Source organism: Agrobacterium sp. O3.4, assembly GCF_041414895.1.
Classification (GTDB): Bacteria; Pseudomonadota; Alphaproteobacteria; order Rhizobiales; family Rhizobiaceae; genus Agrobacterium; species Agrobacterium cucumeris.
The window spans coordinates 2,038,129-2,055,221 of record NZ_JALPZP010000001.1 but is presented as its reverse complement, the minus strand read 5'-3'; the positions used below and the strand labels follow the sequence as shown (position 1 = coordinate 2,055,221).

Genomic DNA, 17,093 nt, shown 5'->3' with positions numbered 1-17,093 from the left:
CAGATGGTTGATAACAGTCCGGACATGATGGCGACCCGTCCCGACGAGGACGATTTTGCCGTGCCCCCGTCGCAATGGCGCAGGCATTGTCTGCGGCTTTTGACGGCTGGTTGCGTCGTTGCCGCCACCGTTACCGGCGCGGCTCTTCCGTTGCTGCTGATCGATTCCGGTTTTCGCGGATATGTGTCACAGGCCCGCATCGAGATCACCCAGACGTCCTATGACGCGCCCGATGCGGCCCGTTTTCTGGCGATGGCACGACGTACCCTGTTATCTCCCGCCGGGCTTGACCGGGTCAGCGGCGATTTGAAGCTGAAACCCTCCGATATGGTCGGCGTTCGCAATCAGGGTGAGCTTGGCCTGCTCGTCGATCTTTTGACAGGCGCGGACGCACGTCCGCTTTCCCCGCGAGAAGCATTGAATGGCGCAGTGGGTGAGGCGATCCGGCTGGAACTGACGCCGGATGAAAATACGCTGATCGTGACCGCAAAGGCCGCGACGCCGGAAAGCGCGATGCGGCTGACCGACTATCTGTCGATGCGGGTCATGGCGGATGGCAAGGCCGGCACCATGACGCCCGCCATGCGTGAGACGGAGCGAGCGCGCAAAAGACTGGACGAAGCGGAAGCGGCATTGAACGGCTTCCAGATGCGCCATGGCGATGTCGTTCTCTCTGAGGTGCACGAGCTCGAGCAGCAGTTGCGTGACGTAAACGACAGTCTTGCGGGCAGCACGCAGCACCAGCAGTCGCTTCAGGCGGATTTGGCGGTGGCCTCCGCCCTCAAGCCGAATGACATTTTGTCGAAGCCCTTGCCGTCCGGCGTGGCTTTTGCAGCGCTTGAGGATATCAGGCAGAAACACGCGACCGCCAGCATGGCGCTTGCCAGTGTCTCGGTTGATTATGGCCCGAAACACCCGCGCCGCATCGCCGCCCAGAATGCGGTGGATGCCGTACAGGTGCTGGCAGCTCCCGCATTGCGCCAACTGGTTGAAGGTTTGCGGGTGGATGAAAAGCGCATCGCCCAGGAGATTGCGACCGCGAATGGCGAGCGTAAGAAGCACCTTGACCGCTTAGAGGCTCTGGGCGTCGCACCTGGTGAGCTTTCGCGATTGCAGGCTGAGCTTGAGACGGCGAGAAATGCCTATCTGGAAGCGAGCGAGCGCCGCGATCTGTCTTCTTCCTCCACGCCCGCCATCGAGACCCGCCTTGCAAAGAAGGCCGGACCGGGCGAACTGTCGCGTGATCTGACGCAGGCGGCGATGATGGCAGGTGGCGGCGGCCTGATCGGTCTGCTGGGCGGCCTCTATCTCCTGAGCTATCGTCGCCATGACGAGGAGCAAGAGGACGCGCTGGTCGTTGAAAATGAAGCGCTACTTCCCGCTTCCATGGACGGGCCGGAGCAATCGCTGCAATTTTCCGAATTCGAGCAAATCGAGCCGGCGGTTTTCGACGATCTTGAAGACTTTGCCGCGGAAGATCATGTCCAGCCTGAAGACGCCTTCGCTGACTATTATGGCGAGGCTGCAAATGATGCCGATGATATGCCGCTTGACGAGCGCGTGCGGCAGGTGCTGATGGGTAACCGAACGGTCAGAAGCGCCACTCAAATGTCGGCTGAACTTCCGCCATTGCTCAGTGAGGCCCTTGCAGGGCACTTCGATCATGAACAGGCCGAAGCCGAGGAATTGGCGGAATTGAGACGCGAGCTGGCGCATCTGAAGGAGCGTCTCGCCGATTACGCCGATCACCAGGATGACTACCGTAAAACTGCCTGATGAGGCTGTATTTTTGCTTGCATTCCTGCAAAGGGGGCACCATACGGGGCCAACGTAATCCAGCAGGAGCAAGACGCATGGCAGTTGTGATTGACGGGAAGGCGAAGGCGGCTTCGGTAACGGAGGCGGTTCGCATATCGGCAGAAGCGCTCGAGGCGGAACGGGGCGTGAAGCCCGGTCTCGCAGTCGTCATCGTCGGTAATGATCCGGCCAGCCATGCCTACGTGAACTCCAAGAGCAAGATGGCCAAGCAATGCGGCTTCAACTCCATTCAGCACACGCTGCCGGAAGAGACGACGCAAGGTGAGCTTCTGAAGCTGGTTGGCGAACTGAACGCCGACGCCTCCATTCACGGCATTCTGGTGCAGCTTCCCCTGCCGAAGCATTTCAATTCCGATGAGATCATCCAGTCTATTCTGCCCGAGAAGGATGTGGATGGCCTGAGCGTGTTGAACGCCGGCAAGCTGGCGACGGGCGATCTCGCCACCGGGCTTATTTCCTGCACGCCGGCCGGCGCCATGCTTCTGGTGCGCAGCATTCACGGCGATGATCTTTCCGGCCTCAATGCCGTGGTCATCGGCCGTTCCAACCTGTTCGGCAAGCCCATGGGCCAGCTTCTGCTTAATGCCAATGCCACCGTCACCATGGCGCATTCGCGCACCAAAGATCTCGCCACCGTCTGCAAGACGGCCGATATTCTCGTCGCGGCCGTCGGTCGCGCGGCAATGGTCAAGGGCGACTGGGTGAAGCCGGGCGCAACCGTCATCGATGTCGGCATCAACCGTATTCCTGCTCCCGAAAAGGGCGAAGGTAAGTCCAAGCTGGTCGGCGATGTCGCCTTCGACGAGGCAAGCGCCGTGGCCGCCGCCATCTCGCCGGTGCCCGGCGGTGTCGGTCCGATGACGATCGCCATGCTGATGGCCAACACCGTCATCGCCGCCTATCGCAAGCTTGGCCGGACGGCTCCGAAGTTTTAAGCCTGACGCGTTCGATCGAACTCTACGGCATAGGAATTTCTGTGCGCTGGCCCTCACTACCGTCATCCCGGCCTTGAGCCGGAATCCAGCCGACGCGCGTCTGCGCGGCGAGACGACTCTTTTCAGCCCAAGGACTTGGGCTGGCTGGATACCGGCTCAAGGCCGGTATGACGGGCGGGGGATGAAGGCCGGCTGCTACGCTTTCGGAGCCGGTCCCGTCGAAGCGCGTACCACAAGCTCCGCCTTCCAGAGCTCCTGATGGGGCTCCATCTGCTCGAACTTGATCCGGTTGATCAGGCGCTGGCCGACGCGCACGCCCGCCGCCCTTAGCGACGAGCGTGTGGTCGTCAGCGGCACGGAAAAATTATCCGGCTTCAGTAGCGGCAGCACGTCGTCATGGGCGATAAGCGAAATGTCCTTGCCGGGTTTTAACCCCCGCTGGTTCATCGAGCGGATCGCGCCCAGCGCAAGCGCGGTACTGGCGCAGAGAATGGCGGTCGGCTTTTCCGGTTGAGACAGCAGCGCCTCCATGCCGAGATAACCCTCCTCGTCCGTCATGCTGCTGTGCCGCTTATTGGCCGGGTGCAGGGCGAGGCCGCTTGCATCCAGTGCCTTCTCCACCCCGAGACAGCGCCGATAGGTAAAGTCGTAGCCCTCCGGGCCGTTCAAAAGCCCGATGCGCTTATGGCCGAGCTGGAGGAGAAGCTGGGTCGCATCACGAAACGCGCCCTCATTGTCCACATCGAGATAGGGATAAGTCTCCTCCACGCCGACAGATCTGCCATGCACGAGGAAGGGCAGGGAGAGCGACTGCATCATGGCAATGCGCGCATCGTTCTTTTTCATATAGGCGAGATAGATGCCATCAACGCTGCCGCTTGCGGCGAGCCCACGCAGGGCTTCACGTTCTTTCTCCGGTTCCGTCGGCATGATGACGAGATGAAAACCGCTGCGTGAGGCTTCTTCGCCGAGACCGCTTAAGAATTCGCCGAAATGCACATCGGAACGGTGGTGCTCGCCAATCGGCATGACGAGTCCGATGGAGCCGACCTTGCCGGTTGCCAGCCGCTGCGCCGCCGCGTTCGGGCGATATCCCGTCTTCTCGGCGGCCTCCATGACGCGGCGGCGCGTCTCCGCGCTCACCTCCGGGTAGCCGTTGAGCGCCCTGCTGATGGTGGTCTGCGAAATGCCCAGCAGTTGCGACAACTGTTTCAGGTTCATGTCTTGAATTTCCTCCATGCACGCGCTTCAGGAGCCGGCAAAGCCTCTCCTCATATTCCCAAAGCGCTTTAGATTTTTACCAGCCTCCGCTGCTTTTCTCAATCGAAAACGATAGCCGCCTTCCTAAATAAATATGACTATTCACGCGGTGCGGCAACGTTTCCTCGGAAACAGCCTCTTGACTCCATCTTGATGACAATGAGATGAATAGACAGCCAAAGCGCTTTGATTGAGAGAGGACGCTTTGAGCCTTTTATGTGATGGGAGGTAAATCACATGCGGAAGACTCTTTTGGCGACGGCGGCCTCAATGGTGCTGCTGTCGGGTGCGGCCTTTGCCGCTGACCTGAAATTCGCGCCTGGCCAGGATGCCAAGTTCAACTGGAAAAGCTACGAGGACTTCAAGGCGGCCCATGCCGACCTGAAAGGTCAGACGCTGACGATTTTCGGGCCCTGGCGCGGCGAGGACGAGGCGCTGTTTCAGTCGGTGCTTGCCTATTTCGCTGACGCGACCGGCGTGAACGTCCGTTATTCCTCGTCGGAAAATTACGAGCAGCAGATCGTCATCGATACGCAGGCGGGTTCGCCGCCCAATATCGCCATCCTGCCGCAGCCCGGCCTTCTGGCCGATCTCGCGGCCAAGGGCTTCCTCGTGCCGCTCGGTGATGAGACCGCCAATTGGGTCAAGGAAAATTACGGCGCGGGCCAGTCCTGGGTCGATCTCGGCAGCTACAAGGGCAAGGACGGTAACAAGGCTTACTTTGCGTTCCCCTTCAAGGCCGATGTGAAGTCGCTCGTCTGGTATGTGCCTGAGAACTTCGAGGAAGCGGGCTATAAAGTGCCCGAGAGCATGGAAGACCTGTTCAAGCTGACCGACCAGATCGTAGCCGATGGCGGCACGCCCTGGTGCATCGGCCTCGGCTCTGGCGGTGCGACCGGCTGGCCGGCAACCGACTGGGTGGAAGACCTGATGCTGCGCACGCAGCCGCTGGACGTTTACCAGAAGTGGACGACCAACGAGGTGAAGTTCACCGATCCGGCCGTGGTCGAGGCGATCAACGAGTTCGGCAAATTCGCCAAGAATGAAAAATACGTGAGCGGCGGCGTTGCAGCCGTGGCCTCCACCGACTTCCGCGACAGCCCCAAGGGTCTCTTCGACATTCCGCCGAAATGCTACCTGCACCATCAGGCATCGTTCATTCCGTCCTTCTTCCCTGAAGGCACCAAGGTCGGAACGGATGCGGATTTCTTCTACATGCCGACTTACGCGTCCAAACCTGACCTCGGGAAACCGGTTCTCGGCGCCGGCACGCTCGTCACGGTCACCAAGGAAGCACCTGCGGCCAAGGCATTCGTCGAATTCCTGAAGACCCCGATCGCCCACGAAGTATGGATGGCGCAGTCCAGCTTCCTGACGCCGTATAAGGGTGTGAATGTCGACACCTATGCCAATGAGCAGATGAAGCGCCAGGGGGAAATCCTCACGACCGCGACAAGCTTTGGTTTCGATGGTTCCGACCTGATGCCCGGCAAGATCGGTGCCGGCGCGTTCTGGACCGGCATGATCGATTTCGTCGGTGGCAAGTCCGCCGATCAGGTCGCCGCCGATATCCAGAAGGCCTGGGACGGCCTGAAGTAACAATCGGATCAGGCCCGGCGGCACGCTGCCGGGCCTTTACCAAATGGAACTGCCCCGACGACCGCATAAATCAACGCGGCGCGGAGAGGATCAGGGAGGGAACATGGCTCAACAACTCGTGTCTGCCATCGGCGTCATGGTAGCGGGCGTTTTTGCCTGCGCTGCCTATTACTGGCTATCCGACAAGGCGCTGCAGGTGATTTTTCCCGTCCGATCGGGAGATGTCATTCACGCATCCCGCAATCTAAACCGCCGCGCCGCCGTCCGGCCCTGGCTGTTCATCGGCCCGGCGCTGATCCTGCTGCTGGTCTATCTGGTCTATCCCGTCATCGCCACGCTGATCCTGTCCTTTTATGATCGCACAGGCAGCGAATTCGTCGGCCTCGCCAATTATCGCTGGGCGTTTTTCGACGCCGGTTTCCGCCAGTCGATCTTCAACAACATCCTCTGGCTCGCCGTCGTGCCGGCCGCCTGCACCTTCTTCGGCCTCGTCATTGCCGTCATGACCGACCGCATCTGGTGGGGCAACATCGCCAAATCCATCGTCTTCATGCCGATGGCGATTTCTTTCGTTGGCGCATCCGTCATCTGGAAGTTCATCTATGAATACCGTGCCGAAGGTCAGGTGCAGATCGGCCTCTTGAACGCCATCGTCGAGTTTTTCGGCGGTAGCCCGGAGGTTTGGATTTCCATGCCCTTCTGGAACAATTTCTTCCTGATGGTCATCCTCATCTGGATCCAGACCGGTTTCGCCATGGTCATCCTGTCGGCGGCTTTGCGCGGCATTCCGGAAGAAACCATCGAGGCGGCTGTCATAGACGGCGCCAATGGCTGGCAGATTTTTTGGAAGATCATGGTGCCGCAAATCTGGGGCACCATCGCCGTCGTCTGGACGACGATCACCATTCTCGTGCTCAAGGTCTTCGATATCGTGCTGACCATGACCAATGGCCAGTGGAATACCATGGTTCTCGCCAACCTCATGTTCGACTGGATGTTCCGCGGTGGCGGCGACAGCGGCCGAAGTGCTGTTATCGCGCTCATCATCATGGCGGCGGTCACCCCGATCATGGTCTGGAACATCCGCCAGGCGAACCGCGAGATGGAGGGCCGCTGAGATGAATATCGTCAAACGCCTGCGCCGCGTCGGCCTGCCGCGCCTCATCGTCCATGCCAGCGTTCTCGTCGTCGTGCTTCTCTGGCTCTTACCCACGCTCGGCATTCTCGTCAGCTCGCTGCGCGACAAGGACCAGATTACCGTGTCAGGCTGGTGGACGGCCTTCTCCAGCTCCGAACAGACCTCGGCAGTGCGCCTCGCTGATGCTTCCGTGCAGAAGCAGGACGGCAGCCGCTATGTGATATCAGGCAATGTCTTCGAAAACGGCGCGGGCGGAAAAGTCTCCGCCTTCGGCGTGCGCGTTCAGGAACCGAGAGCATTCAACGCCGGCGAACCGGCCGATATCGGCGATGGCGAAACCCTGCTCGTCAATACGGACGGCACTTACGAATATAGCAGGGCTTCGAGCTTCGAGGGCGCGCGCGGCAAGCGCGTCTATATTTCCGTCGCGACGCCGCCCGTCTTCACGCTCGACAATTACCGCACGGTTCTGACCTCGGAAGGCATCGGCCAGTCCTTCGTCAACTCACTCACCGTCGCCGTGCCGGCAACCGTCATCCCCATCCTCATTGCGGCCTTCGCCGCCTATGCGCTGTCATGGATGAGCTTTTCCGGCCGCAATCTGCTGATTGCCATGGTGGTGGGCCTCATCGTCGTGCCGTTGCAGATGTCGCTGATCCCGCTGCTGCGGCTCTATAATGAAATCGGCACCATCTTTGGCGTGCCGTCCAAGACCTATGCCGGCATCTGGCTGGCGCACACCGCCTTCGGCCTGCCGCTCGCCATCTATCTGCTGCGCAACTATATTTCCGGCCTGCCGAAAGAGATCATCGAAAGCGCCCGCGTGGATGGTGCCAGCGATTTTGAAATCTTCGTCAAGATCATCCTGCCGCTCTCCTTCCCGGCGCTTGCCTCCTTCGCCATCTTCCAGTTCCTGTGGACCTGGAACGACCTGCTCGTCGCCATGGTGTTCCTCGGCACGCAGAAGGACGAACTGGTATTGACCGGTGCGCTCAACGCGTTGCTCGGCTCGCGCGGCGGCAACTGGGAAATCCTCACCGCTTCGGCCTTTGTCACCATCATCGTGCCGCTTTGCGTCTTCTTTGCTCTTCAACGTTATCTCGTGCGTGGCCTGCTTGCAGGCTCCGTCAAGGGAGGCTGACATTCCATGAACGCCCATACCAGACAGGACACTTCCATGACCGCTTCGGTGACTTCCGCTTTGACGCCCAACAAGGACTGGTGGCGCGGCGCTGTTATCTATCAGATCTATCCGCGCTCCTATCAGGACTCCAATGGCGACGGCATCGGCGACCTCAAGGGCATAACCGACCGGCTGGCGCATATTGCCGGCCTCGGTGCCGATGCGATCTGGATTTCGCCCTTCTTCACCTCGCCGATGAAGGATTTCGGTTACGACGTCTCGAATTATGTCGATGTCGATCCGATGTTCGGCACGCTTGCCGATTTCGACGGGCTGATTGCCGAAGCCCACCGGCTTGGCATCCGCGTCATGATCGATCTCGTCATGTCGCACACGTCTGACCAGCACCCATGGTTCGTGGAAAGCCGCGCCAGCCGCAACAATGCGAAATCGGACTGGTATGTCTGGTCGGATGGCAAGCCGGATGGCACGCCGCCCAATAACTGGCTGTCGATTTTCGGCGGTCCGGGCTGGCAGTGGGACCCGACCCGCATGCAATATTACATGCACAACTTCCTGACCTCGCAGCCGGACCTCAACCTGCATAACCCTGAAGTGCAGGAAGAGCTGCTAAACATCACCCGTTTCTGGCTGAAGCGCGGCGTCGACGGTTTCCGCCTCGACACCATCAACTTCTATTTCCATGACCTTGAGCTGCGCGATAACCCGGCGCTGGCGCCGGAGCGCCGCAATGCCTCCACGGCACCTGCGGTCAATCCCTATAACTTCCAGGAACATCTCTACGACAAGAACCGCCCGGAAAACATCGCCTTCCTGAAGCGCTTCCGCGCGGTGCTGGACGAGTTTCCAGACATCGCCGCCGTTGGCGAAGTGGGCGACAGTCAGCGCGGCCTCGAAATCGTCGGTGAATATACTTCCGGCGATGACAAGATGCAGATGTGTTACGCCTTCGAATTCCTCGCACCCGATGCGCTGACCCCGCAGCGCGTCGCCGATGTGCAGGCGGATTTTGCGAGAGCCGCACCGGAAGGCTGGGCCTGCTGGGCTTTCTCCAACCATGATGTCGTGCGCCATGTCAGCCGCTGGGGCGAGCATGTCGAGGATAAGGACGCTTTCGCCAAGGTTCTTTCGGCGCTGCTGATGACGCAGCGCGGCTCCGTCTGCATCTATGAGGGCGAAGAACTCGGCCTCACCGAAGCCGATATCGCGTTCGAGGATTTGCAGGATCCATACGGCATCCAGTTCTGGCCGGAATTCAAGGGCCGCGACGGTTGCCGCACGCCGATGGTGTGGGATGCCGGCCACGCACAGGCCGGTTTCTCGACAGCCGACAAGACATGGCTGCCCATTCCGGCCGAGCATAAGCAGCGCGCCGTCAGCGCCCAGCAGGGCAATGAAGCTTCGGTGTTGGAACATTACCGCCGCTTCCTCGCTTTCCGCAGGCAGCACCCGGCCTTCGCAAAGGGTGGTATCGAATTCCACCCCGTGCAGGGTGAGGTGCTGAGCTATACCCGCAAGCTGGGCAACGAAACCGTGCTTTGCCTCTTCAACTTGTCCGCAACGCCGGCAAAAGCCACGCTGCCGGAAGGGAACTGGGAGGTTCTCGAAGGTCATGGCTTTGCAAGCGGCCTTGAAGGCAGAAGCGTAGAACTTCCGGCATGGGGCGCATTCTTCGCCCGTTACGCCTGACAGAATAGGGAGGACCACCCATGACAAGTCTCGTTCTCAAGGATATCCGCAAATCATACGGGCAGGTGAAGGTCCTGCACGGCATCGATCTTTCGATCGAGCAGGGCGAATTCATCGTTTTCGTCGGCCCGTCCGGCTGCGGAAAATCGACGCTTCTGCGGATGATCGCCGGTCTGGAGGAAATCACCGGCGGCGAGATGTTCATTGATGGCCAGCTCGTCAATGAAATCCCGCCCTCGCGCCGGGGCATCGCCATGGTGTTCCAGTCCTATGCGCTTTATCCGCATATGACCGTCTATGACAACATGGCCTTCGGCATGAAGATCGCGAAGGAAAACAAGCAGGAGATCGACCGCCGCGTGCGTGCCGCCGCCGAAATCCTGCAGCTGACGCAATATCTGGAGCGTCTGCCCAAGGCGCTCTCCGGTGGCCAGCGCCAGCGCGTCGCGATCGGTCGTGCCATCTGCCGCAATCCCAAGGTCTTCCTGTTCGATGAACCGCTGTCGAACCTGGATGCTGCCCTGCGTGTCGCCACCCGCATCGAGATTGCCAAGCTCAACGAGCAGATGGCCGATACGACGATGATCTACGTCACCCACGATCAGGTGGAGGCGATGACGCTGGCAGACCGCATCGTCGTGTTGAATGCGGGTCGTGTGGAGCAGGTCGGCCCGCCGCTCGAACTTTACGAAAGGCCGGCCAATCTTTTCGTGGCGAAGTTCATCGGCTCGCCCGCCATGAACATCATCTCGGCGAAGATCGCCGGAACCGGCGAACGGACGTCGATCGAACTGGCCGGCGGCAAAACATTGGCCGTCAATGTTCCGACTCCGGCCACCGAGCAGGGCAAGGCTGCGAGCTTTGGTGTGAGGCCGGAAGACCTCAGCGTCGTCACCAGCGACGACTATCTTTTCGAAGGCAAAGTCTCGATCGTCGAGGCTCTGGGCGAAGTGACGCTGCTTTATCTCGAGGCTCCGAAGGGACAGGAGCCGATCATCGTCAAGATCCCGGGCATCCTTTCCGTCTCCAGGGGCGAAACCCTGCGTTTTGCAGCACCGCAGGAAAAGCTCCATCTCTTCGATGCTGACGGCAAGACCTACCGTCCATAATCGCCGGCAATATCGTAAAACACGCCCCGGAACCTTACCGTTCCGGGGCTTTTTCGTGCGTTTTTGCCCCTGTGGAAAAACATCGGAAATGTCCCGCTTCCGGTCTGTTTGAGGCAAGTCTGATATGAATTGTTAAAGACTATGGCCTAGTCTCGATCTGTTAAGAAAGCATGGGAGTCCGGGCGTGCAGAGCAGTGCGGGTGTCATCAGGAACCATTACCTGAGCAAGGAAGAATCCTTCATGTACGACCGCGAAAGCCGGTTTCGCATGGAAGATACCATGAATGCGGCACGCATCGAATATACCGAAAAGGCCGTCATGCACATGGCGGCGCGGCGCTGCGACGTCATCCGCATCTCCCAGACCGAAGCGGTGCTGGCACTGCTGACGAAATATAACCTGCCCAACCAGTTCTATCTCGATATTCCCGACGCCCGCATCACCAAGATCGGCTGCGTGATGTTGCGCGTCAACGCCAACAACACCATCCATGTCCGCTTCCTGCGCATGTTGACGCAGAAGGAACTGGACCGCATCTTCGTGTTCAGCACGCACCCGGCACACAGGGACCGGAAGCTCGATATCCGGTCTTTCTGAAATATCCAAATCTGCCGAAGGGACTTAAGAAAGCCCGTCCACAACCGTCTGCTTCAGCTTCACTTCAGGCACTTCCGTGAAAACAAGATCGCTGCGGCCGAAATAGGATTTCTGGTTGGTGGCCGACCAGTCGTTGCAGACCAGCTTGTAACGTTGTTTCGTTTCCGGTTTTTCCGGCATGGCGTAGAGATAATCGCCGGTGCGAGCAGCAAGCGGAATGTCGCCGTCCTGATTGCAACGTTCAAGGATTTCAGCAAGCGCTTCGCCATCCACTTCCGTCACCATCAGCTTGCCGTCGAAACGCAGCGAGGCGTTGAAATCATAGCGGCGAATATCGCCCTGCGGCAGACCGGCGCCGAGTGACGTATGGCCGATGAAACCGACATCCGCGCCGGTTTTCGCAGCGATAAGCTGCGCCACATGGCGTCCGGCCTCATCGACGGTCATTGCCTTGGCGGATTTGCCGATAACCGCCCGTTCTTCTGCCGTCAGGTGCTTTTCGAGCGTCTGCTCGATCAGGCTCTTGAGGGCCGGGGAGGCGGGGGCGTCGCTATCGATCGCGATCGTCTCGATGGCCGGAGCCTTGCCGGGGGCGGAGATCGTTGCCACCGTCATGGAGGTGCACCATGAGCCGGTATGGAGATAACGCGTGGCACCCTGCTCGTGCACGAAGTTCAGGTGATCGTGACCGCCGACCAGCAGCGTGCCATCCGGCAGCAGGGGCAGGATGTCGCGGTCGGCAACGACGCCGGCATGGCTCAAGACGATGTTGATAGCGCCCGACTTAACGATGCCGGGCAGATTGGCCTTCGCCCATTCGACCGGCTGCGGGATGTCGAGCATCTCGCGCGTCGCCTTCGGATAGGTGTTGATTGCATTGGTGGCGAAACCTGCCACGACGACCTGCCGCCCGCCGACGCTTACCTCGGCACTATCAGGCGCGTAGGGCTTTCCGTTGCGCTTATCGATAATGTTGGACAGAACGGTGATGCCGAGCGCCTGGGCGCGGCTGACGAAATTGGCAAGATCATTGTCGATATCGGGCTCATGATTGCCGATATTGATCACGGTGGGGGCGAGCTTGGCGAGTGCAGCGAGGAACGTCCACTCGATTTCGCCGGCCGAACGGGTGGCCACGGCATTGCCGAGTTCGAACAGGTCGCCATTCAGCAGAATGATATGTGGCGTCTTGTCGGCAGCGACGCGCGTTTCTATGGCCGCGAGAAGCTGGCCGATGCGTTCATAGGCCGAATGCAGGTCGGAGATCACGATCGCACGCAGCGCGACATCCTGCGCCGTCGCTGGCGTGGCTAACGCAATCAACGGCAGCACGGCTGTGCCAGCCATAAGCTTCAGCACATCGCGGCGTTTGCTTGAGAAAATCGTCATGTCCTGGCCCCATCATCCGAAACTGCACCGTCATCCCACGGTTGCTGGAGAAGGCCCTATAGGGCGATCATCACAGCCGCATGACAAGTGTGACTTTTACGAATTGGGAAATAAAGCTGTTTCTGCGCCGGATTATCAGGCGCGAGAAAGTGCACTCAAACGATGCCGCAAAGCAGGGTTGAAAGGCGAAAGCCGTATTGACCTTCGCCTCTCAAAAGATCAATGGAAGAGCACGCTTGCGCCCTGATCGGCCGGGCCGGCATTGCGGCGGAAGGGGGCGAAAAGTTCGCGGCCCATGCCCCATTCATTGCCGGAAAGATCGGCGCGTGCCGGTTCGCGTTTCGCCAGTTCAGCGGCGGACACCAGCACTTCCAGCGTTCCAGAAATGGCATCGAGACGGATGATGTCGCCATCACGGATGAGCGAGATCGGGCCGCAATCGGAAGCCTCCGGCGTGACGTGGATAGCGGCCGGCACCTTGCCTGATGCGCCGGACATGCGCCCATCCGTCACCAGCGCCACCTTGAAGCCGCGATCCTGCAAAACGCCGAGCGGCGGTGTCAGGCGGTGCAGTTCCGGCATGCCATTGGCCTTCGGCCCCTGGAAGCGGACGACGGCGATGAAGTCGCGGTTGAGCTTGCCGTCCTTGAAGGCATCCTGAAGTGCCTGCTGGTCGTCGAAAACGATAGCGGGCGCTTCGATGATGTGGCGTTCCGGCTTGACGGCGGAGATCTTGATAACGGATTTGCCGAGATTGCCCGTCAGCATCTTCAGGCCGCCGGTCGGCTGAAACGGCGTTTCGATGCTGGAAAGCACTTTCGGATCATGGCTCTGCTCGGGGGAGGGCTCACGGGTTACCGCGCCCTTTTCATCGAGCTTGGCATCCACGGTATAGGCTGCAAGACCCTGTCCGAAGACGGTGCGCACATCATCATGCACAAAGCCCTGCTTCAAGAGCTGCTTGATGAGGAAACCCATGCCGCCGGCGGCGTGGAAATGGTTCACATCGGCAAGACCGTTGGGATAAACGCGGGCGAGCAGCGGCACGATATCCGAGAGATCGGAAATATCCTGCCAGGTGAGGATGATGCCGGCGGCGCGCGCCATGGCGATCAGATGCATGGTGTGGTTGGTGGAACCACCCGTTGCATGCAGGCCGACAACGCCGTTGACGACCGACCGTTCATCGATCATCTCGCCCGCCGGTGTGAATTCATTGCCCTGCGCAGTGATTGCCAAAGCGCGCTTGGCAGCTTCACGCGTCAGCGCATCGCGCAGCGGTGTGCCGGGATTGATGAAGGAGGAGCCTGGCATATGGAAGCCCATGATCTCCATCAGCATCTGGTTGGAGTTCGCCGTGCCGTAGAAGGTGCAGGTGCCGGGGCCGTGATAGGATTTCGATTCCGCCTCCAGAAGCTCGGCGCGACCGACCTTGCCTTCGGCATAAAGCTGACGGATACGGGACTTCTCATCGTTCGGCAGGCCTGATGTCATCGGGCCGGCGGGAACGAAGACGGCGGGCAGATGGCCGAAGGCCAGTGCCGCAATCACGAGGCCGGGCACGATCTTGTCGCAGACGCCGAGATAGACGGCGGCGTCGAACATGTTGTGCGACAGGCCGATGCCGGCCGCCATGGCGATGGCATCGCGGGAAAACAGCGAAAGCTCCATGCCCGGCTGCCCTTGCGTCACGCCATCACACATGGCCGGAACCGCGCCCGCCACCTGGGCGATGCCACCCGCCTCCTTGGCCGCATCGCGAATGATCGCCGGGAAGGTCTCATAGGGCTGGTGCGCCGACAGCATGTCGTTATAGGCGGTGATGATGCCGAGGTTTGGAACCCGGTCGCCGGCAAGGATGTCCTTGTCGGCGGGGGAACAGACCGCAAACCCGTGCGCAAGGTTGCCGCAGGAAAGCACGGAACGGTGAACGCCTTTTGAGACCTGCAGCCGCAACCGCTCGAGATAAGTCTCGCGGTAAGGCTTGGAACGTTCGACGATGCGGGCGGTGATGGCCTGAATGCGGGAATCGGCGGACATGGGCGTTCATCCTGTTCGTTGGTCGGCAACCGGCGTTCCGGGAGGTGAACGGCCGGTTGTCGTGTTTCTGTCTTCATGTCTTCGGGGCGCTTGTCGCCGGGCCGCGTGTGCGGCGGTACTTTCGGCTTACGGCGCCCAGTATATATCCACGAGCGTTTCTGCGCGGTTCAGCACGGCACGAACAGGCATTTCGTCCTCATCCTCGCCTGACTGAGCTTTTTCAAGCGTCGCCTTCTTGGCTGCACCTTCAATGTGCAGCACCAGAAAATCGGCATCATGCAGGCTGGAGAAATTGAAGGTCAACCGCTCCTCTCCCGCATTTTCCGCCGCCATGGTCAAGACGCCGCGTGGCTCATCAAGGTCCAGCGCCTCATAGAGATTGTCGCCACCGGGGAAGAACGATGCCGTATGGCCATCCGTTCCCATACCCAGAATGACCACATCGAAAGGATCGCAGATCGCTTCGGTCTTGACGGTTGCGAGCGTTGCCGCATCCTCCGGCGAGGCTGCCGACTGGAAAAGCGGCACGAAATAGGCCGCCTTCGCCTTGTCCTGCAACAGGTTCTCGGCGACGAGGCGATGGTTCGAACGATCACTTTCCGGCGGCACGAAACGTTCGTCCACCAGCGTCACGCTGATATTGGGCCAGTCGAGATCGTGTTTGGAAAGCGCCTGGAAGAACAGTTTCGGCGTCGAGCCGCCGGAAACGGCAATGCTCGCCGTGCCGCGCTCCTGCGTTGCGGCCGAAAGGCGGCTGGCAACTTCTGTTGCCAGTGCGGAGGCGAGGTCGGCGGCGCTGTCGAAGACATGTAATGTCTCACTCATCTCCGTCATCCTCAATCTCCATCGTGCCAGGTGCGACCGTCACGCTCGATCAGCGCGATCGAGCCGCTCGGACCCCAGGTGCCGGCGGTATAACCCTGCACGCCCTGCGCCAGTTCTTCCCAGCTCTTGAGAATGGGGTCGATCCAGTCCCACGCGGCCTCGACTTCGTCGCGGCGCATGAACAGCGTCTGGTTGGAGCGGATGGTGTCCATCAACAACCGCTCATAGGCATCGGGGCTGCGCACGTTGAAGGCTTCGGCGAAGCTCATATCCAGCGACACCTGGCGCAGGCGCATGCCGCCCGGGCCGGGGTCCTTGATGAGCAGCGACTGCTTGACGCCTTCATCCGGCTGCAGGCGGATGACCAGCTTGTTGGCCTCGATCTTGCCGGCCGCATCGTCGAAGATCGAATGCGGGATCTGCTTGAAGGTGACGACGATTTCCGAAACGCGGGTCGCGAGGCGCTTGCCGGTGCGGATGTAGAAAGGAACGCCGGCCCAGCGCCAGTTGGCGATTTCGGCCTTGATGGCGACGAAGGTTTCGGTGTTGGAAACGCCGCCTTCCAGCTCTTCCAGATAGCCCTTCACCGGGCCACCGGCGGAAGCACCGGCACGGTACTGGCCGCGAACCGTCTGCTTTTCGACATTGCTGGTGTTGATCGGCTTCAGGGAGCGCAGAACCTTGAGCTTTTCGTCACGCACGGCTTCCGCATTCATGGATGCGGGCGGCTCCATGGCCACGAGGCAAAGCAGCTGGAGGATATGGTTCTGCACCATATCGCGCAGCGCACCGGCCTTGTCGTAATAACCGGCGCGACCTTCAAGGCCGACGGCTTCGGCAACGGTGATCTGCACGTGGTCGATATGGGCGGAGTTCCACAGCGGCTCGTAAAGCGCATTGGCGAAACGCAGCGCCATCAGGTTCTGCACCGTCTCCTTGCCGAGATAGTGGTCGATGCGGAAAATCTGCTCTTCCTTGAAGACGTGGCCGATTGTGTCGTTCAGTTCCTGCGCGGAAGCGAGATCGCGGCCGATCGGCTTTTCAACGACGATGCGGGTCGAGCGGGTGATCAGCTTGTGCTCGCGGATCTTGTCGGCAATATCGCCGAAAATGCCCGGTGCGACGGCCAGATAAAAGGCGCGGATGCGATCCTTGCCCTCATCGAGCAGCTTCTTCAGCACGTCCCAGCCATTGCTGCCCTTGGCATCAACAGGCACGTAGAAAAGCCGGTTGAGGAACAGCGTGACCTGCGCGTCGTCATATTCGCCGGCCTTCAGGTGCTCCTTCAGCGCGTCCTGCGCGAATTTGCGATATTCCTCATGGCTCATGACCGAACGCGACGCACCGATGATGCGGGTCGGCTCCGTGAACTGGCCTTCGACCTGCCGGTGATAAAGGGCCGGCAGAAGCTTGCGCTCGGCAAGATCGCCCGTGCCGCCGAAAACGACACAATCAAAAGGTTCAACAGGAATGATCTGACTGCTCATATCGATTCTCTCGATCTTCAAGGGTTGGGGCATCAATAATCTAATCGATTTAAAAATGCCAG

Annotated in this window: 13 protein-coding genes; 8 read left to right on the top strand and 5 right to left on the bottom strand. The window is 60.0% G+C overall.

Annotated features, from left to right (window positions below):
• Positions 1-3 precede the first annotated feature (3 nt).
• Both M0412_RS09910 and folD read left to right on the top strand, forming a co-directional pair.
• Positions 4-1,776: a GumC family protein gene (locus M0412_RS09910; protein ID WP_269698640.1), complete on the top strand. Its 1,773-nt coding sequence runs from the start codon at positions 4-6 to the stop codon at positions 1,774-1,776.
• A gap of 77 nt (positions 1,777-1,853) precedes the next feature.
• A complete protein-coding gene (gene folD, locus M0412_RS09905) occupies positions 1,854-2,753 on the top strand; it encodes a bifunctional methylenetetrahydrofolate dehydrogenase/methenyltetrahydrofolate cyclohydrolase FolD (protein ID WP_269698638.1) in 900 nt (299 codons plus the stop codon).
• Between the two features lie 195 nt (positions 2,754-2,948).
• On the opposite strand, the gene M0412_RS09900 is transcribed toward folD, so the two are convergent.
• Entirely contained in the window at positions 2,949-3,974 is a 1,026-nt protein-coding gene (locus M0412_RS09900) for a LacI family DNA-binding transcriptional regulator (RefSeq protein WP_269698636.1), read from the bottom strand.
• A gap of 276 nt (positions 3,975-4,250) precedes the next feature.
• On the opposite strand from M0412_RS09900, the gene M0412_RS09895 reads away from it, so the two are divergent.
• The 6 genes from M0412_RS09895 (at position 4,251) to M0412_RS09870 (ending at position 11,290) form a co-directional block, all read left to right on the top strand.
• Positions 4,251-5,612 (top strand): ABC transporter substrate-binding protein, encoded by a 1,362-nt coding sequence (locus M0412_RS09895; RefSeq protein WP_269698634.1) that lies wholly within the window; start codon positions 4,251-4,253, stop codon positions 5,610-5,612.
• A gap of 103 nt (positions 5,613-5,715) precedes the next feature.
• On the top strand, positions 5,716-6,729 hold the full coding sequence (locus M0412_RS09890; RefSeq protein WP_046800613.1) for a carbohydrate ABC transporter permease: 1,014 nt from the start codon (positions 5,716-5,718) through the stop codon (positions 6,727-6,729).
• 1 nt (position 6,730) lies between these two features.
• Entirely contained in the window at positions 6,731-7,891 is a 1,161-nt protein-coding gene (locus M0412_RS09885) for a carbohydrate ABC transporter permease (protein ID WP_269698632.1), read from the top strand.
• Between the two features lie 36 nt (positions 7,892-7,927).
• Entirely contained in the window at positions 7,928-9,583 is a 1,656-nt protein-coding gene (locus M0412_RS09880) for an alpha-glucosidase family protein (protein ID WP_142841168.1), read from the top strand.
• A 20-nt stretch (positions 9,584-9,603) separates the two neighbouring features.
• On the top strand, positions 9,604-10,692 hold the full coding sequence (locus M0412_RS09875) for an ABC transporter ATP-binding protein (RefSeq protein ID WP_269698629.1): 1,089 nt from the start codon (positions 9,604-9,606) through the stop codon (positions 10,690-10,692).
• A 241-nt stretch (positions 10,693-10,933) separates the two neighbouring features.
• Complete coding sequence (locus M0412_RS09870) at positions 10,934-11,290, top strand: hypothetical protein (protein WP_035236048.1); 357 nt, start codon at positions 10,934-10,936, stop codon at positions 11,288-11,290.
• A gap of 24 nt (positions 11,291-11,314) precedes the next feature.
• Here M0412_RS09870 and M0412_RS09865 read toward each other — a convergent pair whose 3' ends face one another.
• The 4 genes from M0412_RS09865 to zwf all read right to left on the bottom strand — a co-directional run bounded on the left by M0412_RS09865 (position 11,315) and on the right by zwf (position 17,031).
• Complete coding sequence (locus M0412_RS09865; protein WP_269698627.1) at positions 11,315-12,679, bottom strand: metallophosphoesterase; 1,365 nt, start codon at positions 12,677-12,679, stop codon at positions 11,315-11,317.
• A 219-nt stretch (positions 12,680-12,898) separates the two neighbouring features.
• Positions 12,899-14,719 carry a phosphogluconate dehydratase gene (gene edd, locus M0412_RS09860; protein WP_269698626.1) on the bottom strand — a complete coding sequence of 607 codons (1,821 nt, stop codon included), beginning with the start codon at positions 14,717-14,719 and terminating at the stop codon, positions 12,899-12,901.
• 126 nt (positions 14,720-14,845) lie between these two features.
• Positions 14,846-15,544 (bottom strand): 6-phosphogluconolactonase, encoded by a 699-nt coding sequence (pgl, locus tag M0412_RS09855; protein WP_269698625.1) that lies wholly within the window; start codon positions 15,542-15,544, stop codon positions 14,846-14,848.
• A gap of 11 nt (positions 15,545-15,555) precedes the next feature.
• On the bottom strand, positions 15,556-17,031 hold the full coding sequence (gene zwf / locus M0412_RS09850) for a glucose-6-phosphate dehydrogenase (RefSeq protein ID WP_142841179.1): 1,476 nt from the start codon (positions 17,029-17,031) through the stop codon (positions 15,556-15,558).
• Positions 17,032-17,093: the final 62 nt, after the last annotated feature.

What these genes read in the sequence shown, in the direction of transcription:
- M0412_RS09890 (WP_046800613.1), top strand. Translation starts at nt 5,716, where the DNA reads ATGGCTCAACAACTCGTGTCTGCCATCGGCGTCATGGTAGCGGGCGTT.
- M0412_RS09865 (WP_269698627.1), bottom strand. Translation starts at nt 12,679, where the DNA reads ATGACGATTTTCTCAAGCAAACGCCGCGATGTGCTGAAGCTTATGGCT.
- zwf (WP_142841179.1), bottom strand. Translation starts at nt 17,031, where the DNA reads ATGAGCAGTCAGATCATTCCTGTTGAACCTTTTGATTGTGTCGTTTTC.
- pgl (WP_269698625.1), bottom strand. Translation starts at nt 15,544, where the DNA reads ATGAGTGAGACATTACATGTCTTCGACAGCGCCGCCGACCTCGCCTCC.
- edd (WP_269698626.1), bottom strand. Translation starts at nt 14,719, where the DNA reads ATGTCCGCCGATTCCCGCATTCAGGCCATCACCGCCCGCATCGTCGAA.
- M0412_RS09910 (WP_269698640.1), top strand. Translation starts at nt 4, where the DNA reads ATGGTTGATAACAGTCCGGACATGATGGCGACCCGTCCCGACGAGGAC.
- M0412_RS09885 (WP_269698632.1), top strand. Translation starts at nt 6,731, where the DNA reads ATGAATATCGTCAAACGCCTGCGCCGCGTCGGCCTGCCGCGCCTCATC.
- M0412_RS09870 (WP_035236048.1), top strand. Translation starts at nt 10,934, where the DNA reads ATGTACGACCGCGAAAGCCGGTTTCGCATGGAAGATACCATGAATGCG.
- M0412_RS09875 (WP_269698629.1), top strand. Translation starts at nt 9,604, where the DNA reads ATGACAAGTCTCGTTCTCAAGGATATCCGCAAATCATACGGGCAGGTG.
- M0412_RS09880 (WP_142841168.1), top strand. Translation starts at nt 7,928, where the DNA reads ATGACCGCTTCGGTGACTTCCGCTTTGACGCCCAACAAGGACTGGTGG.
- M0412_RS09895 (WP_269698634.1), top strand. Translation starts at nt 4,251, where the DNA reads ATGCGGAAGACTCTTTTGGCGACGGCGGCCTCAATGGTGCTGCTGTCG.
- folD (WP_269698638.1), top strand. Translation starts at nt 1,854, where the DNA reads ATGGCAGTTGTGATTGACGGGAAGGCGAAGGCGGCTTCGGTAACGGAG.
- M0412_RS09900 (WP_269698636.1), bottom strand. Translation starts at nt 3,974, where the DNA reads ATGAACCTGAAACAGTTGTCGCAACTGCTGGGCATTTCGCAGACCACC.